The organism is Streptococcus sp. KHUD_010 (genome assembly GCF_040207525.1).
In the GTDB taxonomy this organism is placed as follows: domain Bacteria; phylum Bacillota; class Bacilli; order Lactobacillales; family Streptococcaceae; genus Streptococcus; species Streptococcus hominis.
Genome location: NZ_CP157941.1, coordinates 693,995 through 717,187 on the forward strand (window position 1 = coordinate 693,995; position 23,193 = coordinate 717,187).

Sequence of the window (23,193 nt, forward strand, 5' to 3'; positions counted from 1 at the left end):
AAAGGAGACAAAATGGCATTTTTTGAAATAGAGTATCATTCAGCAGTACTAGAAATGGAGCGTCGTGTCAATGTCATCTATCCTGATGCGGATGCAGTAGCCCCCAGTCAGATAGTAGATACAGATATTCCCGTTCTTTACCTTTTGCACGGTATGGGAGGCAATGAAAATTCGTGGCGAAAACGGACGAATATTGAGCGTTTATTGCGCCATACAAATTTAATCGTGGTCATGCCAACGACAGATCTTGCTTGGTACACCAATACTGCTTATGGATTGAATTATTATGATGCCATAGCAAAAGAATTGCCTGAGGTTATGCAGCGTTTCTTCCCCAATATGAGTCGGAAACGGGAGAAAACATTTATTGCAGGTCTGTCAATGGGAGGTTATGGGGCTTATAAAATAGCCTTGACGACAGATCGATTCTCTTATGCAGGGTCATTTTCAGGCGCTATTGGGCTCGGTTTGGATGATGTGGATATAGAGGAACTCCCTGGCGGGACGCTCAACTATTGGCAAGGTGTGTTTGGCGATTTGAAAGCAGCTGATGTCAAGCAGCATTTCCTAACGACAATGGCAAAGAAGTCAGATAAAAAGACTAAGTTTTACGCTTGGTGTGGGGAGCAAGATTTTCTTTATCAAGCAAATGAAGTAGCTGTTAAACAATTGTGTGAATGCGGCTTAGATATCACCTATCATCATAGTCCGGGAAAGCACGAGTGGTATTATTGGGAAAAACAACTAGAAGAATTTCTGAAATGGCTGCCGATTGATTTTGAAGTAGAAGAGCGCTTATCCTAAAGTCGCTTGAGAGATGACTTTTTTGACAGCAATTTACATTTTTTTGTCAATATTTTATTCTTTCTTTTACAGTTCTCTATGTTAAGAAATTTTTAAGCGAATCTCATTATACTTACTCTTTACATTTGAGATTAGGAGGGAAGTATGAGGTTTATATTTCGAATATTTTCAGCGCTGTTGCGCTTGATATGGCGTTTAGTTTATAGCATTGCATTAACAGCACTCTTTTTAGTGGGAATCTTGTATATCATGAGTCCTTCTAAAAGCAATTTTTCGACAACACTTCAGCAAGATGTCAGTCAAATTTACCGATATGTAAGTGGTCAAGACAGTCAATTAGGCCTTGGACAAAATGTAAAAGACTCGACCAAACAGTTATCGGACAATCATGTTCATCAAGCGTCTGGTGTCCGATGGGACACAGCAAGCGCTACGGTTTATATAGATACACAAGATGAGACATTTCGCTCAGCTTATCAAGAAGCCATTCGTGCTTGGAATCAAACAGGTGCTTTTACTTTTCAGATTGTAAATGATAAAAATCAAGCCAATATTGTGGCGACAGAGATGAATGATGGTACGGTGAGTGCGGCAGGTGAGGCAGAATCACAAACTAATTTATTGACGAAACGCTTCACAAATGTAACGGTTCGGCTAAATCGTTATTATCTATTGAATAGTCAATACGGCTACTCTTATGAACGAATCGTAAACACAGCAGAACATGAATTGGGACATGCGATTGGATTAGAACATAATGAAGAAAAATCTGTCATGCAGTCCGCTGGCTCGTTTTATGGTATTCAAGCAGTAGACATTCAAGCAGTAAAGGAGTTGTATCAAGCATAGCATGATAAGAAGTATCTTTAAAATCATTAGACGTTTCCCAGAGCAAGTTTTCTTGTTTGTCTTTAATTCCAGCATTTTTGCCTGGCTTTGGCAAAGTGGTTCTGATATTGCCAATCATATCGGTGTGACAGCTGCATGGCAGGAACATGTTCCAGCACCCATTCAGAATGTCTTTGGTCAAAATAGTCAAGCTATTCAAGGATTTTTCAATCGTTCAGCTGTGATGTGGTTGATTGGTTCGATGATAATTCTTTGGGTCATTCGTTTTGTAAAAGGAATCATCAAATTAGGGCTTTTTGCTTTGATTATTCTATTAGGTGTTTACCTTGTGATGCAAAATCAAGAAATTTTAAGTAGTTTTAAATGAAAATGCGGTCGAAATGAACCGTATTTTTGTTTTCTAAGATAGCAGTTGAGATAGGAATCTGCTATAATAGGTTTATGATTATTTTACAAGCAAATAAGATTGAACGCTCTTTTGCAGGGGAGGTTCTTTTTGATAATATCAACCTGCAAGTGGATGAACGAGATAGAATTGCCTTAGTCGGGAAAAATGGAGCTGGGAAGTCAACCCTGCTCAAGATTTTAGTGGGTGAGGAAGAGCCTACTTCTGGTCAAATCAATAAAAAACGAGATCTTTCCCTGTCCTATCTGGCTCAGGACAGCCGCTTTGAGTCGGAGAATACCATTTACGATGAAATGCTGCATGTTTTTGATGATTTACGTCAGCAGGAGCAACGATTGCGACAGATGGAGCTGTCTATGGGGGATTTGACTGGGACGGATCTGGAAAAACTGATGACAGATTATGACCGCTTGTCAGAGGATTTCCGTCAGGCAGGCGGCTTTACCTATGAGGCAGATATTCGTGCGATTCTTAATGGTTTCAAGTTTGATGAGTCTATGTGGCAGATGAAGATAGAAGAGCTTTCGGGCGGGCAGAATACTCGATTGGCTCTAGCGAAAATGCTGCTGGAAAAGCCAGATTTATTGGTACTGGATGAGCCTACTAACCATTTGGATATAGAGACGATTGCTTGGCTGGAAAATTACTTGAGCAACTATAGCGGAGCTCTCATCATCGTCAGTCACGACCGTTATTTTCTTGATAAAGTAGCCACTGTGACACTGGACTTGACCCAGCATTCGTTGGATCGCTATGTGGGAAATTATTCTAGCTTTGTTCAGCAAAAGGAGCAGAAGCTCTTGACAGAGGCTAAGAATTATGAAAAGCAGCAGAAGGAAATTGCTGCTTTGGAGGATTTTGTCAATCGCAATCTGGTTCGGGCATCTACAACCAAACGCGCTCAATCCAGACGCAAACAGCTGGAAAAAATGGAGCGTCTGGACAAGCCAGACAGAGGCAGCCGTTCTGCTAATATGACCTTTCGCTCGGCTAAGCCTTCTGGAAATGTCGTTCTGACTGTAGAAGATGCGGCTATTGGTTATGATAACCAAGTGTTGTCCGAGCCTATCAATCTGGATATTCGTAAATTTAACGCAGTAGCTATTGTCGGACCAAATGGTATTGGCAAAACAACTCTTATCAAGTCCATTGTAGGACAAATTCCTTTTATCCGTGGGCAGGAGCATCTAGGGGCAAATGTGGAACTGGGCTACTATGACCAGACCCAAAGCCGATTGACACCGAGCAATTCAGTCTTGGACGAACTTTGGAATGATTTTAAACTAACACCAGAAGTGGAAATTCGCAATCGTCTAGGTGCCTTTCTCTTCTCAGGAGATGATGTCAAAAAGTCTGTCAGTATGCTGTCAGGTGGGGAACGGGCGCGGCTTTTACTGGCTAAGCTGTCTATGGAAAATAAAAATTTTTTGGTGCTAGATGAGCCAACCAACCACCTAGATATTGATAGCAAAGAGGTGTTGGAGAATGCCTTGATTGACTTTGACGGCACTCTGCTCTTTGTTAGCCATGATCGCTACTTTATTAACCGTGTTGCTACGCAGATTATCGAGCTTTCTGATACTGGCTCCACTCTTTATCTGGGCGATTATGACTATTATCTGGAGAAAAAAGCAGAGCTGGAAGCTTTGAGAGAGGAGAAAGCTACCGCAACAGAGCCCACTCAGCCTCAGCCAGTAACCAACTACCAACTCCAGAAAGAAACACAGAAAGAAGCTCGGAAATTAGCTCGCCGTTTGGAGCAGTTAGAAGCTGAAATCGAAGAACTTGAGACGCAAACGACCGAGTTGACTACAGCTATGCAGGAAACCAATGATGCGAGCGAGCTCATGGAGTTTCAGCAGAAGCTAGACCAGCTGACTGAACGACAGGAAGCAGCCATGACAGAGTGGGGAGAAGTGGCAGAACAGGTGTGAGCGAACTATTTTTAAGTCAAGAAAGTTCATCCGAAGCGGAGAAATTCTTCCATGAGAGTAAATCTCGAACGTTCAAAATGGGGATGAGAGTTTTTTGAGCAAAAAACCTCGTCCTTCATGAAGAACGAAGCAACTTTTAAGTAATTTGCCATTTTCCACATGCGGACGAGAAGTTTTAGGGGGAAATGGTTTTGTCCAGTTTTCGGAAAGAGATTTTTAGAGAAAATTCCGAACATTCTTGTTTCGGACAAAGCTTTTTTGAAAAAATAATGTCGTCCGATTTTCGGACAAGAGGATTTTGACAAAAAAAGATGTGTCCGAAAGTAAAATCCGAATTTTTTAAGAATGTCTTCAAAAAACTAGGTTGGATTTCCAACCTAGTTTTTTGTTTTGAGTTCTTTTTTGGCTTTGGCTAATTCATTTTTGAGAGAAAAATTCTTCGGCATGCTGATGAGGATAGTAGTGATAGCTCCAAGTAAGACAGAGAGTAAAATTAAGAGAATCAGTGGAATTTTAAAGCGAAAGAGAATAAAGCTAACGGTGACGCTTTGCATATTAGCCAAAGATAGTCCAGCGATTAGGAGGATTGCGAGCAACAGTAAAATGTAGTACATTCTTTCTTTCATCATTGGTCTCCTTTTGTGTTTTATATCCCTATTCAAACTCTGCCTTGCTCTTGACGTCGCCGTATTCTTCTGGGACTTCTTGAGCTAGAATGTCTTCGTAGTTGGCGAGGGGAATATCTTGACCATATTTATTCTTCAGGGCAGTTGTCACTAGGCGGTAAGCTAGATTGGCATTTCGGGATAGGATAGGACCGTGGAAGTAAGAGCCAAAGACATTCTTGTAGTGTACGCCTTCGCTTTGATCCTTCTTGTTGTTTCCATTCCCATAAATAATTCTGCCAAGCGGTTTTTCGTCTTCAGATAGGAATGTCCGTCCTTGGTGATTTTCAAAACCGTAGTAAGTCTCGTCAAATTCATCGTTATGAATCTTGATGTCGCCGATGTAGCGGTTATTTTTTTGATTGAGAGTATAGTGTCCCATAATTCCAAGTCCCTCAATCCGCCGACCAGAAGCTTCAATGTAGTATTGACCTAGAAGCTGAAAGCCACCACAAATAGCTAGCACCACGCCGTCATGATTGATAAATTCTTCCAAGCTATCTTTTTTTGCAGGCAGATCTCGTGCCACAATGGTCTGCTCGTAGTCTTGCCCTCCGCCAAAAAACGCCAAATCATAGTAATCTTTGTCAAACTCATCTTCAAGTGAGACAATATCAATTTGAACGCGAGTGCCTAACTTTTCAGCTACATATTTGAGCATGAGAATATTGCCATTGTCACCGTAGGTATTCATGAGATTGCCATAGAGATGAGCAATCTTCAAATCATAAGTATAATCCCGATTTTCAGGAGAAGTTAGTGATGTATAAACCATTAGTTCATCTCCTTTCTGACGACTTGATGAGAAGCAAGCAATTCACGGAATTCTAGCATGGCTGTATAAGTAGCTAGGATATAGGCATGCTTGGTTTCTTGGTTTTTAATTTCTTCAAAGAATTGGCTCAAATCAGCTACTTCACTGATTTGTTCAGCATTATAGCCAGTCACCCGCAAGCGTCGGGCAATCTCAGAATGACGAACCCCGCCAGCAATCATATGCGGGATATCCATGTTTAAAACCTGCTCAAAATCCGCGTCCCAAATCCAACTCGTGTCAATACCGTCCGCGTAGTTAGCATTGAGTAGAACTGACAAGCTAAATGGGTAAGGAGCTAGTTTAATCATTTCTAGAGCTTGCGTGGCTCCGACAGGGTTTTTAATGAGAACCAGCGTGCACTCTTTGTCTCCAATCTTGAAAGTTTCCTGACGTCCGAAAACGGCTCTGCTCTTGTCAAAACCAGTCTTGATAGTGGTTGGGTCAACTCCAAAGAACTGAGCAACGGAAACGGCAGCTAAAGCATTGTAGATATTATACAGACCACCGATATTGATGTGATAGCTTTGTCCGTCAATGACAAATTCTGAACTATTGTGATGAAGGCTGGTCAATTGGGTCAGTTTGTAGTCTAATTCAGGGCGCCTAAAGCCACAGTGCTCACAAATATAATCGCCTAGATTGGCATAGGTATTAAGCTTGTATTTTAAAATGTGCTGACATTTAGGACAGAGAATACCCTCCGTATTGTAATGAGCCAGCTTTGGCTCACCTTTTTCGGTATCAAAACCATAATATTGGACCGGATTTTTGAGAGTAACAGAGTTAAACAGTGGACTGTCTCCATTTAGCAAGACGGTTGCCGTAAGAACTTTTTGAGCAGCATCCAAAATCATTTGGTAGGTCGTGTAAATCTCTCCGTAACGATCCATTTGATCTCGGAAAATATTGGTAAAGACGAAGAGGCTCGGTTTAATGTAGTCGCAAATGCGTGAGAGACTAGCTTCATCAATTTCTAGTACGGCGATATTCTTGCCGGATTTTCCTTTTTTAGCGGTCAGAAAAGTCGTCGCAATCCCGCTAATCATATTGGCTCCGCTGGGATTGGTCACAACTTCGCCAAAAGCTTCTTTGAGGATTCCAACTGTAAGAGCAGTAGTCAGAGTTTTACCATTGGTTCCTGTGATTACCACCACTTCGTAGTCACGCGCTAGTGTGTTTAAAATGTCGTTGTCAAATTTCAGAGCAAGCTTTCCGGGCAAGGTCGATCCGCGTCCCAATTTGCTTAACACAAAATGGGAGGATTTTCCTACAAGTTTGCCAAATAATGTATTTATCTTCATAAGAAATATTTTATCATAAAAAAGTAAAGAAGGTTACAGAAAAATATTTTGAAAAGTGATATAATAGTCAAGAACGTTTTTAGGTTGAGAAAGAGAGGACACTGAAAATGAATTTTCAGCAATTGTCTAATCTCCAATATTGGTCTAGTTTATTTTCTAGTCCTTGGAGTATTGTTACCAATATTATCGATATTGCACTGGTTGCTTGGATTTTATTTTATTTTACAAAAGCAATCGCTGGTACTAAAATTATGATTCTCGTTCGAGGGGTTTTAATCTTTGTGCTGGCTCAGATTCTTGCCAATGCCATTGGTTTAACAACGGTTTCTTGGTTGATTAATCAAGTCATTACCTATGGAGTTATTGCGGCGGTTGTGATTTTTACACCTGAGATTCGTACAGGTCTGGAAAGGCTGGGGCGTGCTACCGATTTGTTTTCGACAGCACCCATTAGCTCAGAAGAAAGAATGGTGCAGGCATTTGTCAAAGCAGTGGATTATATGAGTCCGCGGAAAATTGGGGCTCTCGTTGCTATCCAAGGTAGCAGAACCTTACAAGAATACATTGCAACAGGGATTCCTTTAGATGCCGATGTATCAGGTGAGTTGTTAATCAATATCTTCATTCCCAATACACCGCTGCATGACGGTGCTGTCATTGTAAGAGACAATAAAATAGCTGTTTCTTGCGCTTATCTTCCGCTCACAGAAAATACAGGGATTTCTAAGGAATTTGGGACACGTCACCGCGCGGCAATCGGTCTGTCAGAAGTGTCCGATGCCCTTACTTTTGTAGTATCGGAGGAAACTGGAGGTATCTCTATCACACATAATGGAGTTTTCAAGCATAATTTGACATTAGAGGAATTTGAAGCAGAATTGCGGAAAGTACTGATTTCAGATGAACCACCAAAATTACCATTTAGAAATCGTGTGCTAGGAGGTTGGAAACATGACAAATCGTAAACAGATTTGGTACATCATTTCTTCCATCTTTTTTGCGGGTGTTTTATTTATTTACGCCACCACGACAAATTACCAAAATAATTCAAATGCTAGACAAACAACTTCTGAAACCTATACCAACACCTTGCCTAGTGTACCAATTGATATTAAATACAATAGTGAAAAATATTTTATCAGTGGATTTTCATCTGAAGTGTCGGTGGTGCTGACAGGCTCTAACCGTGTAACCCTTGCCAGTGAAATGCAAGAAAGTACACGAAAATTCAAGGTTGTGGCAGATTTGACAAAAGCTACGGAAGGAACAAGAGAGGTACCTTTAGCTATTAAAAATTTACCAAGTGGGTTGACTGCGACTGTTACACCGGCTAAGATTACAGTGAAAGTTGGCAAGAAAGCAAGCAAGACAGTCGAAGTGAAAACAACTATCAGTTCAGCCCAGTTAGCAGATGGGTTGATGGTTGATCGCGTGACGGTTGGTGACAGTAAGGTAACTGTTACAAGCGACGAAGATACGCTGGCTAAGGTCGATCATGTAGAAGCGGTAGTGCCAACTAGTGAAAAAATATCCGCTAACTATTCAGGAAATGCCCCATTACAGGCAGTTGATGCAAATGGCACAGTTTTGCCAAGCGTCATTACACCTTATGAAACATCTATAAAAATCACTGTTAAATCAGCAAATTCATCTTCGAGCTCCTCAAGCTCGTCATCCAAATAAAAGTATTGAAAGGATTTTATAAAAATGGGAAAATATTTCGGAACGGACGGAGTTCGTGGAGAAGCAAATGTGGAATTAACGCCAGAATTGGCGTTTAAATTAGGGCGATTTGGTGGCTATGTATTGAGCCAACATGAGAAAGATGTGCCGCGCGTCTTTGTAGGACGTGACACACGTATTTCAGGAGAAATGCTGGAAAGTGCATTAATAGCAGGACTTTTATCGGTTGGAATCCGTGTTTACAAGCTTGGGGTTATCGCAACACCAGGTGTGGCTTATCTGGTGAAATCTGAGAAAGCAAGTGCTGGTGTCATGATTTCAGCTAGCCACAATCCAGCGCTTGACAACGGTATTAAATTCTTTGGTGGCGACGGCTATAAATTGGACGATGAGCGTGAATTAGAAATTGAAGCTCTACTTGATGCCGAAGAAGATGATCTACCACGCCCAAGTGCTGAAGGTTTAGGAACTCTTATGGATTATCCAGAAGGACTGCGCAAATATCAACAATATCTCGTATCCACTGGTCTTGATTTGGACGGCATGAAGGTTGCTCTTGATACAGCAAATGGTGCTGCTTCAACCAGTGCTCGCCAAGTATTTGCGGATTTGGGAGCTAGATTGACAGTCATCGGGGAAAATCCAGATGGGCTAAATATCAACTTGAATGTTGGCTCTACACATCCTGAAAAATTGCAAGAAACAGTCCGTGAATCAGGTTCAGCACTTGGTCTGGCATTTGACGGAGATAGCGACCGCTTGATTGCAGTTGATGAGAACGGTGAGATTGTTGATGGCGATAAAGTTATGTATATCATTGGTAAATATCTCTCTGAAAAAGGTTTGCTTGCTCAAAATACAATCGTAACAACCGTTATGTCAAACCTTGGTTTCCATAAGGCTTTGGATCGCGAAGGCATTAACAAGGTGATTACAGCTGTTGGTGACCGCTACGTTGTAGAAGAAATGCGCAAATCTGGTTACAATCTGGGCGGTGAGCAATCCGGTCACGTGATTATCATGGATTATAATACGACGGGTGACGGTCAGCTGACAGCTGTTCAATTGACAAAAGTGATGAAAGAAACAGGCAAGCCTTTGTCTGAATTAGCATCGGAAGTAACGATTTATCCACAAAAATTGGTCAATATCCGTGTTGAAAACAGCATGAAGGACAAGGCCATGGAAGTGCCTGCCATTAAAGCGGTGATTGAAAAAATGGAAGCGGAAATGGCTGGCAATGGTCGCATTCTTGTTCGTCCAAGCGGGACAGAACCACTTTTACGGGTCATGGCAGAAGCACCAAGCCACGAAGAAGTAGACTATTACGTTGATACAATTGCAGATATTGTACGTACTGAAATTGGTATTGAATAAAGTAAAGAAGCTCTTGTTTGTACAGCAAACGAGGCTTTTTTCTTTCTATTGCAACTTGTTTTGTCAATCAATTTTTTATATAATACAAGCAATATATGAGGTGATGACGTGAAAACAAGAGGGTTATTGGTACTGGATGTGGACAGTACCTTGATTAGAGAAGAAGGAATTGATTTGCTAGGTGCTGCAGCAGGAGTTGGTGAGCAAGTCGCAGCCATTACAGAACGGGCTATGCAAGGGGAATATGATTTTGAGACAGCTCTGATAGAACGCGTGGCCTTGCTCAAAGGACTTCCTGAAATAATTTTTAAACAAGTTTCTAAGCAAATTCATTTTACAAAAGGAGCTCAACAGTTGATAGAAGACATGCATCAGCGTGGATACAAGGTTGGCGTTGTATCAGGTGGCTTTCATGAGATGGTAGACGAATTAGCTGCGAAATTGAATGTAGATTACGTAAAAGCTAATCGTTTAGAAGTGAAAGACGGTAAGCTAACAGGTAAGGTTTTAGGAACAATTGTCACAAAAGAAGTCAAAAAAGCAATGTTAAGACAATGGGCAGAGGAAAACAATTTGACTCTTGCTCAAACCATTGCTGTAGGAGACGGTGCCAATGACCTCCCAATGATATTGACGGCAGGAATCGGGATTGCTTTTAACGCCAAGCCTCTTGTGAGAGAACAAGCGCCGTATCAAATCAATCAAACGAACTTGTATCAAGTCATAAAACTTTTGGAAGAGATAGAAAGTGAGGACTAAGCCATGCTTATTTTAATTGCACCAGATTCTTTTAAAGAAAGTTTATCAGCCCAAAGTGTTGCAGAGGCTATAAAAGCAGGATTTTCCAAGGCACTCCCTGAAGCGACATTTGACTTGCTACCCATTGGAGATGGTGGTGAAGGAACGATGACAGCTTTGATCGCAGCCTTGCAGTTAGACACTTATACTCACATCGTAACTGGGCCTTTCGGAGAACCTGTTTCGATGAAATATGCTCGCAAAGGAGATATAGCTCTCTTTGAAATGGCTGATTTGGTTGGTTTAGCCTCTATTTCACCAGAAAAAAGAAATCCTCTGACTCTTGATACCAGGGGATTGGGAGAGTTAATTTTGTATCTAGCCAAGGAAGGTGTGAGGCAAATTTATATTGGTGTAGGGGGCTCTGCTACCAATGATGGTGGGATTGGAATGGCAGTTGGACTGGGTTATGAATTTTTCGATAAAGACAATCATTTGCTTCAAGCAAAAGGTGCATCGTTGGGTCGTGTGGCCCGCATTTCAGCTGACAAAGTTCCTACAATTTTAGAAAATCTGGACATCCAGATTTTGACAGATGTCACGAATCCTCTCTGTGGTGAAAACGGCGCAACATACGTTTTTGGAGGACAAAAAGGCTTATCCGCTCTGCTATTTTCTCAAGTGGATCAGGCAATGGCAACATTTTATAAACAGGCTAATCCAGCAATTTTTTCACTGGCTGGTGCAGGCGCTGGAGGAGGTATGGCAGCTGGTCTGGTAACATTTGCACATGGAAAAATTGTTTCAGGAATTGATACTTGTCTTGATTTGCTTGATTTTGATAATCGTATCAAAAAGGCTGATTTAGTCATCGTGGGTGAAGGACGAATGGATCAACAAAGTCTGGCAGGCAAAGCTCCGATTGGAGTAGCCAAAAGGACGCCTAGTAATATTCCTGTGATTGCTATTTGTGGTAGTTTAAGTGATAACTTACCTGATTTTCCAGTAGAAAATATTCAAGCTGCTTTTCCGATCATTTCTCAAGTTGAACCTCTGGCTATTACTCTAGCCAAGGCAGAAGAGAATCTCATCCGGACAGCCCAAAATATTGGAAATCTATTAAAAATGAAAATATAAGATTTAACTCTATCGGCTGAATCTTGAGAAAGTAGAAGTTGAGCTACTTGCAATTTCGTTGAGGTGATTATCTCTATCACACCTGCCATTTTCGGCTAATTTAATAAGGGATTAGGGCTAGCATTCTTTCACTTCCTTAATTTTTTCTTTTGTTGTCCAATCTCACTCCCATTTTTCTTTTTTTTATGATAAACTATATAAGAGGAGGTGTAGACATGATAAAGATATTTGGTCAGTTGCGCTATCATTGGCAACCAGATCTTTCTCTTCTAATCATTTATTGGTCTTTATCGGTCATTCCGATTTTTATAGGTTTTGCATTTTTATTTGAGAGTTCAGAAGTTCCGTTTTTAGTTCTTTTCTCTTTCTTTCTCTTTATGGTCTTGTTAGGGATTGGTGTACATAGGTATTTCACTATATACGATGACGGGATTTTGAGAATTACTACGGCAAATCCATTCACACCTTCAAAGATTGAAATTTCAACAATTCGTAAAGTAGAAGTGACAAAAACTTCTATTACTCTTTTCTTTGATGGCAAAGAAAAAGGCCGTACGTTTTGTATGCGTAAGTGGCCTAAAAAATATTTTGTAAATGCTTTGGCTTTGAATGACCATTTTAAAGGAGAGGTTGAACTAATGGACAACTTAACCCACGTAGACTATTTTGAAACCTATTATGCTCATCCTAAAAAAACTACTCTTTCTTAAGAGCTTTTGTAGGACAGTTTTTGATGGCTTCGATAACATCAGCTGTTTCAGGAACTTCCTTTTCTAGCAATTCATCATCTTGATAAAATTTGACAATGCCATTGTCGTGGTAATCAAATAAGTTAGAGTAGGTTTGGCAAAGCCCGCAGGCAATGCACCGTTCAGGAATGAGTGTAACTTTCATATTCATATTGTAATCGGAATTTGGAAAAAATACAAGGAGGAAGTCATGGCAAAGGAACCATGGGAAGAAGATATTTACGACAAGGGAGAAAAAGAATTGACAAGAAGTAAAAAATCGAATGGTGCAATGGCCAATCGTGTGTTAACAATTTTAGCGGTTATTTTTTTCATCATGGTGATTGCAATTGTAGGAATGATGATTTATTTATCAACTGGCGGAAGCAGCAAAAAGGCAGCAACAGAGGGCTTTTATAATGCTACAAAAACTACAAGCAAATCTAGTGAAAGTTCTAGTGTTTCGGCTTCTTCTGCAGCAACAAGTGATAGCAGTCAAACCCAATCATCAGAAGGAACGATTACCGTTCAGGCTGGAGAAGGAGAGGCTTCCATTGCTGCGCGTGCGGGAATTTCAATCGCTGAATTGGAGCGTTTAAATCCTTCTCATATGACAACAGGTGCTTGGTATGCCAATCCGGGTGATGTGGTGAAAATTCGATAGGAGTATAGAATGAAACAAATTCAAATCGCCATTGATGGTCCGGCTTCAAGTGGAAAGTCAACGGTTGCCAAGATTATTGCGAAAGATTTCGACTACACTTACTTGGATACAGGCGCTATGTATCGTGCGGCGACTTACTTAGCTTTAAAGAATGATTTATCGGCAGAAAAGTGGCCTGAAATTATCGCATTATTAGACACTTATCCAGTTAGTTTTGGGCGTGATAAAAATGGGGAGCAGCTTGTTTTTGTCGGAGATGTAGATGTGACGCATCCGATTCGTGAAAACGAAGTGACCAACAATGTCTCTTGGGTGTCTGCAATTCCAGAAGTACGAGAAAAGTTGGTTGATTTACAGCGAGAAATTGCTGCTCAAGGCGGTATCGTTATGGACGGTCGGGATATTGGAACGGTTGTATTGCCTCATGCGGAATTAAAAATTTTTCTCGTAGCCTCAGTTGACGAAAGAGCTGAGCGTCGGTATAAAGAAAATCGTGAAAAAGGCATTCCGACGGACTTGGAAACTCTGAAAAAAGAAATTGCAGAGCGGGACTATAAAGACAGTCACCGAGCGGTTTCTCCTTTAAAACCAGCAGTTGACGCCATTCATTTTGATACAACGGGTGTTGGAATTGCTAAAGTTGTGGCTTTTATCGAAGAAAAAGCTAAAAAAATCCTTGACAAATAATCCAAAACTTGGTATCATATAAAAGTTGAGAAAAGCAGAAGTGAGAACTTCTCGCCTTGCGACTAACGTTGTCTGGCTCTACGGATTAAGTTTCAGAAATGAAATACTATCATGTAGTGCGGGCTTGCGTTAGCAAGTCCGCTTTTGTTTTTCTCTAAAAATAAAAAAGAGGTGAAAACCATAGCAAAACAAGACTTATTCATCAATGATGAAATTCGTGTGCGTGAAGTTCGTTTGATCGGTCTTGATGGTGAACAATTAGGCATTAAACCACTTAGCGAAGCGCAAGCAATTGCCGACGATGCAAATGTGGACCTTGTTCTAATTCAACCACAAGCTAAACCACCTGTTGCGAAAATTATGGACTACGGAAAGTTCAAATTTGAGTATCAGAAAAAACAAAAAGAACAGCGCAAAAAACAAAGTGTTGTTACTGTGAAAGAAGTTCGTCTCAGTCCAACGATTGATAAAGGTGACTTTGATACAAAACTTCGCAACGCACGCAAGTTCCTTGAAAAAGGAAATAAAGTGAAGGTTTCTATTCGCTTTAAAGGGCGGATGATTACTCACAAAGAAATCGGAGCTAAAGTATTAGCCGACTTTGCTCAAGCAACGCAAGACATTGCGATTATTGAGCAGAGAGCTAAAATGGATGGACGTCAAATGTTCATGCAATTAGCACCAATCCCTGACAAAAAGTAATCTGTCAGAAGTTAGAAAAAGGAGAAAAATATCATGCCAAAACAAAAAACACATCGCGCATCAGCTAAACGTTTCAAACGTACAGGTTCTGGTGGCTTGAAACGTTTTCGTGCTTACACTTCTCACCGTTTCCACGGAAAAACTAAAAAACAACGTCGTCATCTTCGTAAAGCAGCAATGGTGCATTCAGGAGATTTCAAACGTATCAAAGCAATGCTGACAGGTCTTAAATAAGAGATTTTGTAGCAGATTATTCTAGGAAATATTGGAGGAAATATAAATGGCACGTGTTAAAGGTGGCGTTGTATCACGCAAACGTCGTAAACGTATTTTAAAATTAGCTAAAGGTTACTATGGTGCAAAACATATCTTGTTCCGTACAGCAAAAGAACAAGTAATGAATTCTTATTACTATGCATACCGTGACCGTCGTCAAAAGAAACGTGATTTCCGTAAATTGTGGATTACTCGTATCAATGCGGCAGCTCGTATGAATGGTTTGTCATACTCACAATTGATGCACGGTTTGAAATTGGCTGAAATTGAAGTCAACCGTAAAATGCTTGCGGACCTAGCTGTCAACGATGCAGCAGCTTTCACAGCTCTTGCAGATGCAGCTAAAGCAAAATTAGGTAAATAATGAAAAATAGGCTGGGAGAATGTTTCCAGCCTTAAATTATACTGTGTCATAGACCAACGACGCAATGGTTGATTGTTCAAAGGAGAGCCTTGAGATTGCAAGATAGAATGTGCGAAACAAATCTCAGGGCTATTTGTTTTTTAACTCAGCAACTTTATAGGAGCGGGATAAGACTAAATTTTGTTTAGTTCTATCCCACTCCTTATTTTTTCTTCATAGCTGAAGCTGGAGAAAATTCGTGATTTAGGATATAATGGAAAAAAGCAAAGGAGGATGTTATGGCTTCGAAAATGTTGCATACTTGCTTGCGAGTGGAAAATCTAGAAAAATCTATTGCATTTTATGCAGATGCATTTGGATTTAAAGAATTGCGGCGCAAGGACTTCCCAGAACATCAGTTTACAATTGTTTATTTGGGGCTTGAAGGTGATGATTATGAGTTGGAATTAACTTATAACTATGACCATGGACCTTATGTGATTGGCGATGGATTTGCTCATGTAGCTTTGAGTACGGCTGATTTGCTACAGCTTCACGCTGAACACACTGCTAAAGGATATGAGGTTACACAGCCAAATGGACTTCCTGGAACAAAGCCGAATTATTACTTTATTAAGGATCCGGATGGTTATAAAGTTGAAGTGATTCAAGAAAAAACTTTATAAGTTTGTAAATAATTGCAAATGAAAGGCTTGAAACTATTTTAGCCTTTTTTAGTAGGTAAAGTCTTTTTTAAACGAAAGAGACGAGATAGAAAGGTAGTGTAGTGAAAAAAATACTTCTCATTGTCCTAAATGTCGCTTTTTTAATGATTATTATTTTTGGGAGTTTTCGGATTAGAAAATTACTGCAAGAAAGAAAATTAAATCAACAAATTTCACAAGTTCTGAAAAAGGCAGATACAAAATATCATCAGGGTTCAGTACGAAAGCAGACAGGACGTGTAGGAAGTCGGCTCATTACGTCTTACTATCCATTAACAGAGAGTAAGCAAGATATTGGTGTTATTAAAGAGAAAATCAATGCCGATATTCAGAAATTTTCAGATAAACAAAGTCAAGTATCGCAATACGATAAACTTATTTTTTATGTGAGTCATTTTACAGAGACAAATTTTTCTGGAGTAAAGCAAGTTGAAATCAAGCGACTATCTTATCCAGTGTTGACTACTAAAGTTGGAAAGGCTAGAGAAGAGGTTTTGGACTCGCTTTACATGTCGTCTGACAATAAATTGTTTAGCTTAAATCGACTTTTTAAAAATGCTGAGCACGCCAAAAAGATATTGCTAGAAGAAATGCAGCAGCAAATCACCACTCTCCATAAAACAGAAGGACAGAAGACTCTACAAGAATTTCAAACAAGAGATATCTCCCAATGGACATTCAGTTATGAAAAAGGAAAACTCAATCTATTTTATAAAAACAATGAGCGAGTTTCAAAGGTAGCAATCGCCTTACCAGCCTTATATGAGGCAATTGATGAGCATTATTTAAAGGGAGAGGATTTGGCAGCTTATCAGTCCTATCAAGCTAAAAAACAGCAAAAATTAGTAGCTTTGACGTTTGACGATGGTCCCAATGCAGCAACGACATCGCAGGCTTTGGATATTTTAGCCAAATACCATGTCAAAGGAACCTTTTTCATGTTGGGGAAAAATGTAGCTGGAAATGAGCAACTTGTCAAACGTGTTCACGATGAGGGGCATGAGATTGGCAATCATAGTTGGAGTCATCCGCAGTTACCAACTCTTGCTCTTGAACAAGCGAAAAAACAGATTGAGGATACACAAGCAGCACTGCGGGCTGTTATCGGAGAGAGTCCAAAAATGATGCGTCCGCCCTATGGAGCTATCAACGATACAATCCGAAATGCTGTTGATATGTCTTTCATCATGTGGAATGTGGATAGCTTGGATTGGAAAAATCGCAATACTGCATCTATCATGGAGCAAGTGAAAAAGCAGACTTGTCCAGGATCAATCATTTTAATGCATGACATTCATCAAACAACCATTAATGCCTTGCCGAGTGTGATTGAATATTTGCAAAAGAATGGGTACACTTTGGTTACAGTTAGTGAACTTCTGAATCATCGATTGGAAGGACATCGGCTGTATTACGGTGCAAATTAGATAGAAAAAAGGATAGAAATGATTGCTTCCTATCCTTTTTCTATACTCTTTTTATTTTACATAAAGTTCACGATTTTTTAAGATAATTTCTTGAACGTGAGCATATTTTTTAAGCGTTTTTAATTCTTCTGGGTGGCTGACGAATGTAATGACAGATCCTTCTTTGCCCATACGGCCGGTTCGTCCAGCGCGATGGGTATAGGTTTCAAGATCGCGAGGCAGGTCATAGTTGATGACACATTCGAGAGAATCAATGTCAATTCCTCTAGCTACCAAGTCAGTAGCAAGTAAGAGTGTGAGTTCGTCATTTTTAAATTGGTTCAAGATGACTTTGCGGAATTTGACATTGACATCACTTGCCAGAGACACGACCTGAATCTGACGATATTGTAGTTTTTGCTCAGCATTTCCTAAGTCTGAGAGAGCATTGAAAAAGACAAAGGCACGAAATTCTGAGACTTGAGCAAGCTTTCGCAAGCATTCAACCTTGTCGCGCTGCTTGACCTGCATATAAAAATGTTGAATATTGTCAAGCTGTTGATCTTCTAGTTTGATGAGCAGAGTATTTTCAGCAAGCTTGTCTTGGTCAAACTTAGCAGTCGCACTCATGTAAATCAATTGATGTTCACGTGGTACATAGTGCAGGATCTGCTGAACGAAATGATATTGCGAATCGCTAAGCAGTTGATCAAATTCATCCAGAATGATTGTATCAACATTCATCATTTTGATTTTTCTTAGTTTGATGAGTTCAAAAATGCGTCCTGGCGTACCAATGAGAATTTCAGGACCTTTTTTTAATCGTTCAATTTGTCGTTTTTGACTGGAACCAGATAGAAAGAGTTGAGCTGTTAAGTCAAGTAGTTCAGCCCACGTTTTAGTAACGTCAAAAATCTGTCCAGCTAACTCAGTGTTGGGAGCTAAGATAAGTAATTGCTGGGATTTCTTAGGTTTTAGTTTTAGAAGAGTTGGGAAAAGGTAGGCAAGTGTTTTTCCAGTTCCGGTAGGGCTTATCCCAAGGACATTTTCACCGTCTGTAATAGGTTGAAAGAGTTGCTCTTGAATGGGAGTTAAATGCTCAAAGCCAAGTTTGGTGAGTTGGTCTTGCCAACTTTGAGGGAAATTAGTTGTTGTCATGATCAGCCTCAAATCTAATACCGGCATCTTGTCGCATGCTAAACAGAGTTTTATGCACGGTTGCAGCAGCGTCTAACCAGTTTTGGTAAATTTCTTGTTTTATCTCACCGCTCAATACTTGAGCGAATCGTTTGGCTTCTTCAGCCATGGTGTGAGAAGAGCGTGTGATTTCAAGAGTTGTTTTCTCCTTGTTTAGATTTTGGAAAACAGCAGAAGTGATGAATTCGATTGAATTTAAGGTTAGCGTACCGTCTGTTGTGTAAATTTCAGCAGGGAAAAAGCTATTGATATTTTTTCCGGTTTGGATAGTCACTTGAAATTCTGGATAGATTAAACTTCCTACTCCATTTAGATCAACGGTATTTGGTAACTGCTGAGCGGTGTAATAAGCATTTTCTGGTGCTCCAAAAAGTCGTATGGCTGCATAGACAGGATAGATACCTAAGTCCATTAGAGCACCGCCTGAAAACTTAGCAGAAAAGACGTTTGGCTCTTGTCCAGCTAACAGAGCTGGCATTTTGGAAGAATACTTCGCATAGGTGAAATGTGCTCCAAGGATCGTTTTATTTTTGAGAAAATCTGAAATGACATCAAATGATTGCTCATGATAATTTCGAGCCGCTTCAAAGATATAAACATGCTGTTCTTGCGCCAATGCTACCAATTCAGCCCATTCTTCTGGGCGGGAAACAGCGGGCTTTTCCACAATCACATGTTTGCCAGCTAAAATAGCAGCTTTTGCTTGTGGGAAATGCAGAGAATTAGGGCTTGCAATATAGACAATGTCTATATCACTAGTTAAAAAATCAGCCATATCTGTGTGGCAATCTACATTTTCATAATGACTGGCAAATGCTTGAGCAGCTTGTATCGTCCGTGAATATACCGTAGTCAATTGATACTCTTTTGTCGAATGAGCAGCCTTGACAAATTGGTGAACAATGTCTCCTGTTCCAATCGTTCCGAGTTTTAACATCGTTTTCTCCTTATTTTTTGTCTTGTCATTTATTTTAATTTACCTCTTTCATTATATCATGATTTGGTGTAAAATAGATAAGATGATAAAAAATGGAGTGAATAATGCAAAATAGACCGATTATTATTGGCGTAACAGGTGGTTCTGGTGGCGGTAAGACGAGTGTTTCAAGAGCCATTCTGTCAAATTTCCCAAATGAAAAGATTTCTATGATTGAGCATGATTCTTATTATAAGGATCAGTCACATTTGACGTTTGAAGAGCGAATTAAGACCAACTATGACCACCCTTTTGCTTTTGATACAGATTTGATGATTGCGCAAATCAAGGAATTGTTGGCAGGACGTCCAGTAGATATTCCGACGTATGATTATACAGCTCATACACGCAGTGATAAAACGTATCGTCAAGATCCACAAGATGTCTTTATTGTAGAAGGAATTCTGGTTTTAGAGGACAAACGCTTACGTGATTTAATGGACATTAAGATTTTTGTGGATACGGATGATGATGTTCGGATTATTCGTCGGATTAAGCGAGATATGGATGAGCGTGGACGTAGTTTAGATAGTGTCATTGAGCAGTATCTAGGTGTGGTAAAGCCTATGTATCATCAATTTATCGAGCCGACAAAACGCTATGCGGATGTGATTATTCCAGAAGGAGCTTCTAACACAGTAGCAATTGACTTGATTACAACGAAAATTGAAAAAATCTTGCAGGAAGCAAGAGAGCAATAGAAAGGAAGTCTAGTGAGGAATTGCTAGACTTTTTAGGTGATGATGATAAATAATGTAAAAAGAAAAAGAGAGTTTCATTCGCGCTCGAAATTTTTTGCCGGTCTGCTGACTTTTTGTGCGGGATTTATTGATGCTTATACATTTATTGAAAGAGGCGGGACATTGGTTGCGGGCCAAACAGGAAACGTTGTTTTCTTGTCAGTTGAATTGATTCATCATGAGACAGGAGAAATAGAAGTGAAGTTAGCAACGATGCTGGCTTTTATGCTAGGCATTTTTGTGCTAACTATTTTCAAAAATAACTTTGAAAATTCTTTATGGCGCTTATCCAGCATTCTTCCACTGATTTTGGTTTGTGGGCTTACAGGATTTCTATCAGTAACTGTGTCCAACCTTTTCATTGTTCCACCGATTGGTTTTTGTATGGGGTTGGTGGCAACAGCTTTTGGTGAAGTGGACGGTATTGTCTACAATAATTCCTTTATGACGGGCAATATCAAAAAAACGATGGTTGCTTTTGGTACTTATGTGCGGACAAAAGAAAAAGCTTACTTAGCGGAAGGTATTTTCTTCGTTGCTTTATTAGGAAGTTTTGTGACAGGAGCCATTGTTTCCACTTATTTGATACAATTTTATTTGTTGAAAACAATCTGGCTCGTAGCTATTATTTTACTAGCATTTTTAACTTTTAGAATGGTGCAATACATTCGCAGAAGATAAATTAAAACTGCAACTCAGCTTTGATGAGAGTTGCAGTTTTTTGATAGAGTTATGGAATGTTAGTCTTTGTAAGAAACGATACCAATAATAGTATCAACGGCGCGTTCCATTGTTTGCAGACTGACATATTCAAAGCGTCCATGCATGTTTTCTCCGCCAGCAAAGATATTTGGTGTTGGAATCCCCATAAAGGAAATCTTTGAGCCGTCTGTTCCGCCACGAATAGGTTCGATAATCGATTTGATGTCCAATTTGTCCATAACAGCCTTTGCAATATTGATAGGTGTCATGTCTTTTTCAATGACTTGGCGCATATTGTAGTATTGATCTTTAAGCTCTAACTGAACACGTTCGCCTCCAAGCGTTGTATTCATCTTATCGGCAATAGAGCGCATCAGTTCTTTGCGTTGCTCAAAAGTTGCTGTGTCGAAGTCACGAATGATATAACTTGCTTTTGCTTCTTCGACAGTTCCTTCTACATTCATAAGGTGATAGAAACCCTCGTAGCCATCTGTCAGCTCTGGACGAGCACCATCTGGCAATTGATTATGAAAGTCAATGGCTAATTGCAGAGCATTGATCATTTGTCCTTTGGCAGTGCCTGGGTGGACATTGCGTCCTTGGAAAGTAATGTCAGCTGCGGCTGCGCTAAAGGTTTCAAATTGAAGTTCACCGAGCGGTCCACCGTCAATCGTATAAGCGAAATCTACATCGAAATCTGTCGCATCAAACTTGTCAGCTCCGACACCAATTTCTTCATCTGGACCAAAGCCAACTCGAATTTCGCAGTGCTTGATGTCAGGATGAGCTGTTAAATACTCAATGGCTGTCATAATTTCAGCAATACCTGATTTATCATCAGAGCCGAGAAGAGTCGTTCCATCAGTTGTAATCAAGGTTTGTCCCTTATATTTTTTCAGACTATCAAAATCAGCAGGGTCAAGGTTAAAACCAGATTGTCCTAGCGGAATCACGCCACCGTCATAATTTTCAATGATTTGCGGATTGACACTTTCTGCATTGAAGTCTGCGGTGTCCATGTGGGAAATGAGACCGATCTTGCGTATGAAACTTGGGTCATTTGCAGGAAGAGTGCCGATAGCGTAGCCGTTAGGTAAGTAGTAGACATTTTCCAAGCCAACGCGTTTCATTTCAGGAATGAGGATGTTATTGGCAAAATCTACTTGGTTTTGTGTGCTTGGTGTCGTCGTAGAATGTTCATCTGAACGCGTATTTACTTTTACATAAGTCAAAAAACGTTCTAAAAGAGTAGGGTAGTTCATAAGTTCTCCTTTTTGCATAGATGTAATTAGTGTATCATATTTTTGGAGGGAAGGCTATCTACAAATAGTGAAAGAATGACAATATGTTTCAATAAAAATCATGAACTTGAAAAGAAGCTCATGATTCATCCTATTAGTTATTCAAAATGAGTTTTTCAATAGCTGTGGCAACACCGTTTTCATCATTGCTATCTGTAACGTAATCAGCGAGTTTTTTTACATAATCACTGGAATTTCCCATAGCCACACCAAGACCTGCAAACTCTAGCATTTCGATGTCATTATTGGCGTCACCGATTGCCATAATTTCTTGGGGGTTGATATCTAATCGTTGAGCTAATTCCCTAAGAGCAGTCGCTTTAGTAGTGCCTTTGGGCATAGCTTCGTAAATGACTGGTTGGGAACGAACACCGCTGAAATGCTGGCAAATCTGGCTTGCAAATTGCTTTTCAAAGGTGTCTAATTCATCAGGCTGTGCTAGAAACATAGCTTGGAACATGATATTCTTGCCGCTAATAGCTTCTTTGAGGCTGATTTCTGTGGGAGTTGTAAAAACAAGACTAGCGTCATAGGTGACTAGCTCACTTGGCTTTTCGTCTACCACTAAATAACGTTCTTCATCAAAAAGAGTCAATTGGGCAGGAGTTTGCTTGGCAATTGTATCCAAGTAAAGAATGTTTTCCACACTCAACTCTTTCCAAGCAACAAGATTCCAATCCTTGGTTTGATGAGTAGAGCAGCCGTTATTGATGATGACATATTCGTTTTCTCCACTCAATCCTAGTTGTTCATAGTAAGGTTTCACTCCGACCAAGGGACGACCTGTACAAAGAACGAGCTTTACTCCGTTTTCAACTGCCTCATGAATAGCATCAATATGTGCTTGGGGAATTTCCTTTTGGCTATTTAAAAGTGTGCCATCCATATCTAATGCGATTAATTTAATCATAGCACCCTCATTTCTGTAAATGTATTTGCTTTTATTATATCACAAATGAAACGGGATATGGAACGCTTTTTCAAGACTGGTAAAAGTCACCTGCCTTATGTTATAATAAATAGAATACCCGAAAA

Annotated in this window: 27 protein-coding genes and 1 other annotated feature; of the genes, 19 read left to right on the top strand and 8 right to left on the bottom strand. The window is 40.0% G+C overall.

Annotated features, from left to right (window positions below; translation table 11 throughout):
- Positions 1–12: 12 nt before the first annotated feature.
- From ABKA15_RS03420 to ABKA15_RS03435, 4 genes are all read left to right on the top strand, one after another.
- Positions 13–804: an alpha/beta hydrolase family protein gene (locus tag ABKA15_RS03420; RefSeq protein ID WP_049513450.1), complete on the top strand. Its 792-nt coding sequence runs from the start codon at positions 13–15 to the stop codon at positions 802–804.
- Between the two features lie 144 nt (positions 805–948).
- A complete protein-coding gene (locus ABKA15_RS03425) occupies positions 949–1,653 on the top strand; it encodes a M57 family metalloprotease (protein ID WP_049513448.1) in 705 nt (234 codons plus the stop codon).
- A gap of 1 nt (position 1,654) precedes the next feature.
- Complete coding sequence (locus ABKA15_RS03430; RefSeq protein WP_049513447.1) at positions 1,655–2,020, top strand: hypothetical protein; 366 nt, start codon at positions 1,655–1,657, stop codon at positions 2,018–2,020.
- A 74-nt stretch (positions 2,021–2,094) separates the two neighbouring features.
- Entirely contained in the window at positions 2,095–3,993 is a 1,899-nt protein-coding gene (locus tag ABKA15_RS03435) for an ABC-F family ATP-binding cassette domain-containing protein (protein WP_049513444.1), read from the top strand.
- Positions 3,994–4,370: 377 nt separating this feature from the next.
- On the opposite strand, the gene ABKA15_RS03440 is transcribed toward ABKA15_RS03435, so the two are convergent.
- Genes ABKA15_RS03440 through murT form a run of 3 tightly spaced genes read right to left on the bottom strand, consistent with a single transcriptional unit; the run spans position 4,371 to position 6,776 of the window.
- Positions 4,371–4,619 carry a LapA family protein gene (locus ABKA15_RS03440; protein WP_003035088.1) on the bottom strand — a complete coding sequence of 83 codons (249 nt, stop codon included), beginning with the start codon at positions 4,617–4,619 and terminating at the stop codon, positions 4,371–4,373.
- A 28-nt stretch (positions 4,620–4,647) separates the two neighbouring features.
- Complete coding sequence (gatD, locus tag ABKA15_RS03445) at positions 4,648–5,433, bottom strand: lipid II isoglutaminyl synthase subunit GatD (protein ID WP_049513442.1); 786 nt, start codon at positions 5,431–5,433, stop codon at positions 4,648–4,650.
- The gene (gene murT / locus ABKA15_RS03450) at positions 5,433–6,776 is read right to left on the bottom strand and encodes a lipid II isoglutaminyl synthase subunit MurT (protein WP_049513441.1); all 1,344 of its coding nucleotides are present in this window, start codon (positions 6,774–6,776) and stop codon (positions 5,433–5,435) included. The genes gatD and murT overlap by 1 nt, the downstream gene beginning before the upstream one ends.
- Before the next feature lie 107 nt (positions 6,777–6,883).
- On the opposite strand from murT, the gene cdaA reads away from it, so the two are divergent.
- The 6 genes from cdaA to ABKA15_RS03480 all read left to right on the top strand — a co-directional run bounded on the left by cdaA (position 6,884) and on the right by ABKA15_RS03480 (position 12,421).
- The gene (gene cdaA, locus ABKA15_RS03455; protein WP_049513439.1) at positions 6,884–7,741 is read left to right on the top strand and encodes a diadenylate cyclase CdaA; all 858 of its coding nucleotides are present in this window, start codon (positions 6,884–6,886) and stop codon (positions 7,739–7,741) included.
- A complete protein-coding gene (locus ABKA15_RS03460; protein ID WP_049513435.1) occupies positions 7,728–8,459 on the top strand; it encodes a CdaR family protein in 732 nt (243 codons plus the stop codon). Before cdaA ends, ABKA15_RS03460 begins: the two co-directional genes overlap by 14 nt.
- A 24-nt stretch (positions 8,460–8,483) precedes the next feature.
- Positions 8,484–9,836 (top strand): phosphoglucosamine mutase, encoded by a 1,353-nt coding sequence (glmM, locus tag ABKA15_RS03465; protein WP_049513434.1) that lies wholly within the window; start codon positions 8,484–8,486, stop codon positions 9,834–9,836.
- A 108-nt stretch (positions 9,837–9,944) separates the two neighbouring features.
- Positions 9,945–10,595 (top strand): phosphoserine phosphatase SerB, encoded by a 651-nt coding sequence (gene serB, locus ABKA15_RS03470; RefSeq protein ID WP_049513433.1) that lies wholly within the window; start codon positions 9,945–9,947, stop codon positions 10,593–10,595.
- A gap of 3 nt (positions 10,596–10,598) precedes the next feature.
- Complete coding sequence (locus tag ABKA15_RS03475) at positions 10,599–11,711, top strand: glycerate kinase (protein ID WP_049513430.1); 1,113 nt, start codon at positions 10,599–10,601, stop codon at positions 11,709–11,711.
- A 215-nt stretch (positions 11,712–11,926) separates the two neighbouring features.
- Positions 11,927–12,421 carry an EbsA family protein gene (locus ABKA15_RS03480; protein ID WP_003040420.1) on the top strand — a complete coding sequence of 165 codons (495 nt, stop codon included), beginning with the start codon at positions 11,927–11,929 and terminating at the stop codon, positions 12,419–12,421.
- Here the strand turns inward: ABKA15_RS03480 and ABKA15_RS03485 are convergent.
- Entirely contained in the window at positions 12,408–12,605 is a 198-nt protein-coding gene (locus ABKA15_RS03485) for a ferredoxin (protein ID WP_003040052.1), read from the bottom strand. The two genes, ABKA15_RS03480 and ABKA15_RS03485, sit on opposite strands and share 14 nt — an antisense overlap.
- A gap of 45 nt (positions 12,606–12,650) precedes the next feature.
- Between ABKA15_RS03485 and ABKA15_RS03490 the strand changes: the two genes are divergently transcribed.
- The 7 genes from ABKA15_RS03490 to ABKA15_RS03520 all read left to right on the top strand — a co-directional run bounded on the left by ABKA15_RS03490 (position 12,651) and on the right by ABKA15_RS03520 (position 17,263).
- Positions 12,651–13,103 (top strand): SAG1386/EF1546 family surface-associated protein, encoded by a 453-nt coding sequence (locus tag ABKA15_RS03490; protein WP_049513428.1) that lies wholly within the window; start codon positions 12,651–12,653, stop codon positions 13,101–13,103.
- A gap of 9 nt (positions 13,104–13,112) precedes the next feature.
- On the top strand, positions 13,113–13,790 hold the full coding sequence (gene cmk, locus ABKA15_RS03495; RefSeq protein WP_049513427.1) for a (d)CMP kinase: 678 nt from the start codon (positions 13,113–13,115) through the stop codon (positions 13,788–13,790).
- A 26-nt stretch (positions 13,791–13,816) separates the two neighbouring features.
- Positions 13,817–13,946 (top strand) — a sequence feature (ribosomal protein L20 leader region).
- A 15-nt stretch (positions 13,947–13,961) separates the two neighbouring features.
- Positions 13,962–14,492: a translation initiation factor IF-3 gene (infC, locus tag ABKA15_RS03500; protein WP_003025051.1), complete on the top strand. Its 531-nt coding sequence runs from the start codon at positions 13,962–13,964 to the stop codon at positions 14,490–14,492.
- A gap of 33 nt (positions 14,493–14,525) precedes the next feature.
- A complete protein-coding gene (rpmI, locus tag ABKA15_RS03505; RefSeq protein WP_003025048.1) occupies positions 14,526–14,726 on the top strand; it encodes a 50S ribosomal protein L35 in 201 nt (66 codons plus the stop codon).
- A 46-nt stretch (positions 14,727–14,772) separates the two neighbouring features.
- Positions 14,773–15,132: a 50S ribosomal protein L20 gene (gene rplT, locus ABKA15_RS03510; RefSeq protein ID WP_000124834.1), complete on the top strand. Its 360-nt coding sequence runs from the start codon at positions 14,773–14,775 to the stop codon at positions 15,130–15,132.
- Between the two features lie 278 nt (positions 15,133–15,410).
- Positions 15,411–15,797, top strand: a complete 387-nt coding sequence (locus tag ABKA15_RS03515; RefSeq protein WP_186832655.1) for a VOC family protein — start codon at positions 15,411–15,413, stop codon at positions 15,795–15,797.
- A 101-nt stretch (positions 15,798–15,898) separates the two neighbouring features.
- Entirely contained in the window at positions 15,899–17,263 is a 1,365-nt protein-coding gene (locus tag ABKA15_RS03520; RefSeq protein ID WP_186832654.1) for a polysaccharide deacetylase family protein, read from the top strand.
- Positions 17,264–17,314: 51 nt separating this feature from the next.
- Here ABKA15_RS03520 and ABKA15_RS03525 read toward each other — a convergent pair whose 3' ends face one another.
- Together ABKA15_RS03525 and ABKA15_RS03530 are read right to left on the bottom strand one after the other, a co-directional pair.
- On the bottom strand, positions 17,315–18,400 hold the full coding sequence (locus ABKA15_RS03525; protein WP_186832653.1) for a DEAD/DEAH box helicase: 1,086 nt from the start codon (positions 18,398–18,400) through the stop codon (positions 17,315–17,317).
- Positions 18,387–19,376, bottom strand: a complete 990-nt coding sequence (locus ABKA15_RS03530; protein ID WP_049513423.1) for a Gfo/Idh/MocA family oxidoreductase — start codon at positions 19,374–19,376, stop codon at positions 18,387–18,389. Before ABKA15_RS03530 ends, ABKA15_RS03525 begins: the two co-directional genes overlap by 14 nt.
- A gap of 104 nt (positions 19,377–19,480) precedes the next feature.
- On the opposite strand from ABKA15_RS03530, the gene udk reads away from it, so the two are divergent.
- Positions 19,481–20,116 (top strand): uridine kinase, encoded by a 636-nt coding sequence (gene udk, locus ABKA15_RS03535; protein ID WP_049513421.1) that lies wholly within the window; start codon positions 19,481–19,483, stop codon positions 20,114–20,116.
- Positions 20,117–20,155: 39 nt separating this feature from the next.
- Positions 20,156–20,836 (top strand): YoaK family protein, encoded by a 681-nt coding sequence (locus ABKA15_RS03540; protein WP_049513420.1) that lies wholly within the window; start codon positions 20,156–20,158, stop codon positions 20,834–20,836.
- Between the two features lie 59 nt (positions 20,837–20,895).
- On the opposite strand, the gene pepT is transcribed toward ABKA15_RS03540, so the two are convergent.
- Together pepT and ABKA15_RS03550 are read right to left on the bottom strand one after the other, a co-directional pair.
- Positions 20,896–22,119 (bottom strand): peptidase T, encoded by a 1,224-nt coding sequence (gene pepT, locus ABKA15_RS03545; protein ID WP_049513418.1) that lies wholly within the window; start codon positions 22,117–22,119, stop codon positions 20,896–20,898.
- Positions 22,120–22,252: 133 nt separating this feature from the next.
- Entirely contained in the window at positions 22,253–23,068 is an 816-nt protein-coding gene (locus ABKA15_RS03550) for a Cof-type HAD-IIB family hydrolase (protein WP_049513416.1), read from the bottom strand.
- Positions 23,069–23,193: the final 125 nt, after the last annotated feature.

Bases quoted from the DNA above. Each gene is read 5' to 3' on its own strand.
- ABKA15_RS03420 (WP_049513450.1), top strand. From the start codon at position 13: ATGGCATTTTTTGAAATAGAGTATCATTCAGCAGTACTAGAAATGGAG.
- ABKA15_RS03425 (WP_049513448.1), top strand. From the start codon at position 949: ATGAGGTTTATATTTCGAATATTTTCAGCGCTGTTGCGCTTGATATGG.
- ABKA15_RS03430 (WP_049513447.1), top strand. From the start codon at position 1,655: ATGATAAGAAGTATCTTTAAAATCATTAGACGTTTCCCAGAGCAAGTT.
- ABKA15_RS03435 (WP_049513444.1), top strand. From the start codon at position 2,095: ATGATTATTTTACAAGCAAATAAGATTGAACGCTCTTTTGCAGGGGAG.
- ABKA15_RS03440 (WP_003035088.1), bottom strand. From the start codon at position 4,619: ATGAAAGAAAGAATGTACTACATTTTACTGTTGCTCGCAATCCTCCTA.
- gatD (WP_049513442.1), bottom strand. From the start codon at position 5,433: ATGGTTTATACATCACTAACTTCTCCTGAAAATCGGGATTATACTTAT.
- murT (WP_049513441.1), bottom strand. From the start codon at position 6,776: ATGAAGATAAATACATTATTTGGCAAACTTGTAGGAAAATCCTCCCAT.
- cdaA (WP_049513439.1), top strand. From the start codon at position 6,884: ATGAATTTTCAGCAATTGTCTAATCTCCAATATTGGTCTAGTTTATTT.
- ABKA15_RS03460 (WP_049513435.1), top strand. From the start codon at position 7,728: ATGACAAATCGTAAACAGATTTGGTACATCATTTCTTCCATCTTTTTT.
- glmM (WP_049513434.1), top strand. From the start codon at position 8,484: ATGGGAAAATATTTCGGAACGGACGGAGTTCGTGGAGAAGCAAATGTG.
- ABKA15_RS03475 (WP_049513430.1), top strand. From the start codon at position 10,599: ATGCTTATTTTAATTGCACCAGATTCTTTTAAAGAAAGTTTATCAGCC.
- ABKA15_RS03480 (WP_003040420.1), top strand. From the start codon at position 11,927: ATGATAAAGATATTTGGTCAGTTGCGCTATCATTGGCAACCAGATCTT.
- ABKA15_RS03485 (WP_003040052.1), bottom strand. From the start codon at position 12,605: ATGAAAGTTACACTCATTCCTGAACGGTGCATTGCCTGCGGGCTTTGC.
- ABKA15_RS03490 (WP_049513428.1), top strand. From the start codon at position 12,651: ATGGCAAAGGAACCATGGGAAGAAGATATTTACGACAAGGGAGAAAAA.
- cmk (WP_049513427.1), top strand. From the start codon at position 13,113: ATGAAACAAATTCAAATCGCCATTGATGGTCCGGCTTCAAGTGGAAAG.
- rpmI (WP_003025048.1), top strand. From the start codon at position 14,526: ATGCCAAAACAAAAAACACATCGCGCATCAGCTAAACGTTTCAAACGT.
- rplT (WP_000124834.1), top strand. From the start codon at position 14,773: ATGGCACGTGTTAAAGGTGGCGTTGTATCACGCAAACGTCGTAAACGT.
- ABKA15_RS03515 (WP_186832655.1), top strand. From the start codon at position 15,411: ATGGCTTCGAAAATGTTGCATACTTGCTTGCGAGTGGAAAATCTAGAA.
- ABKA15_RS03525 (WP_186832653.1), bottom strand. From the start codon at position 18,400: ATGACAACAACTAATTTCCCTCAAAGTTGGCAAGACCAACTCACCAAA.
- ABKA15_RS03530 (WP_049513423.1), bottom strand. From the start codon at position 19,376: ATGTTAAAACTCGGAACGATTGGAACAGGAGACATTGTTCACCAATTT.
- udk (WP_049513421.1), top strand. From the start codon at position 19,481: ATGCAAAATAGACCGATTATTATTGGCGTAACAGGTGGTTCTGGTGGC.
- ABKA15_RS03540 (WP_049513420.1), top strand. From the start codon at position 20,156: ATGATGATAAATAATGTAAAAAGAAAAAGAGAGTTTCATTCGCGCTCG.
- pepT (WP_049513418.1), bottom strand. From the start codon at position 22,119: ATGAACTACCCTACTCTTTTAGAACGTTTTTTGACTTATGTAAAAGTA.
- ABKA15_RS03550 (WP_049513416.1), bottom strand. From the start codon at position 23,068: ATGATTAAATTAATCGCATTAGATATGGATGGCACACTTTTAAATAGC.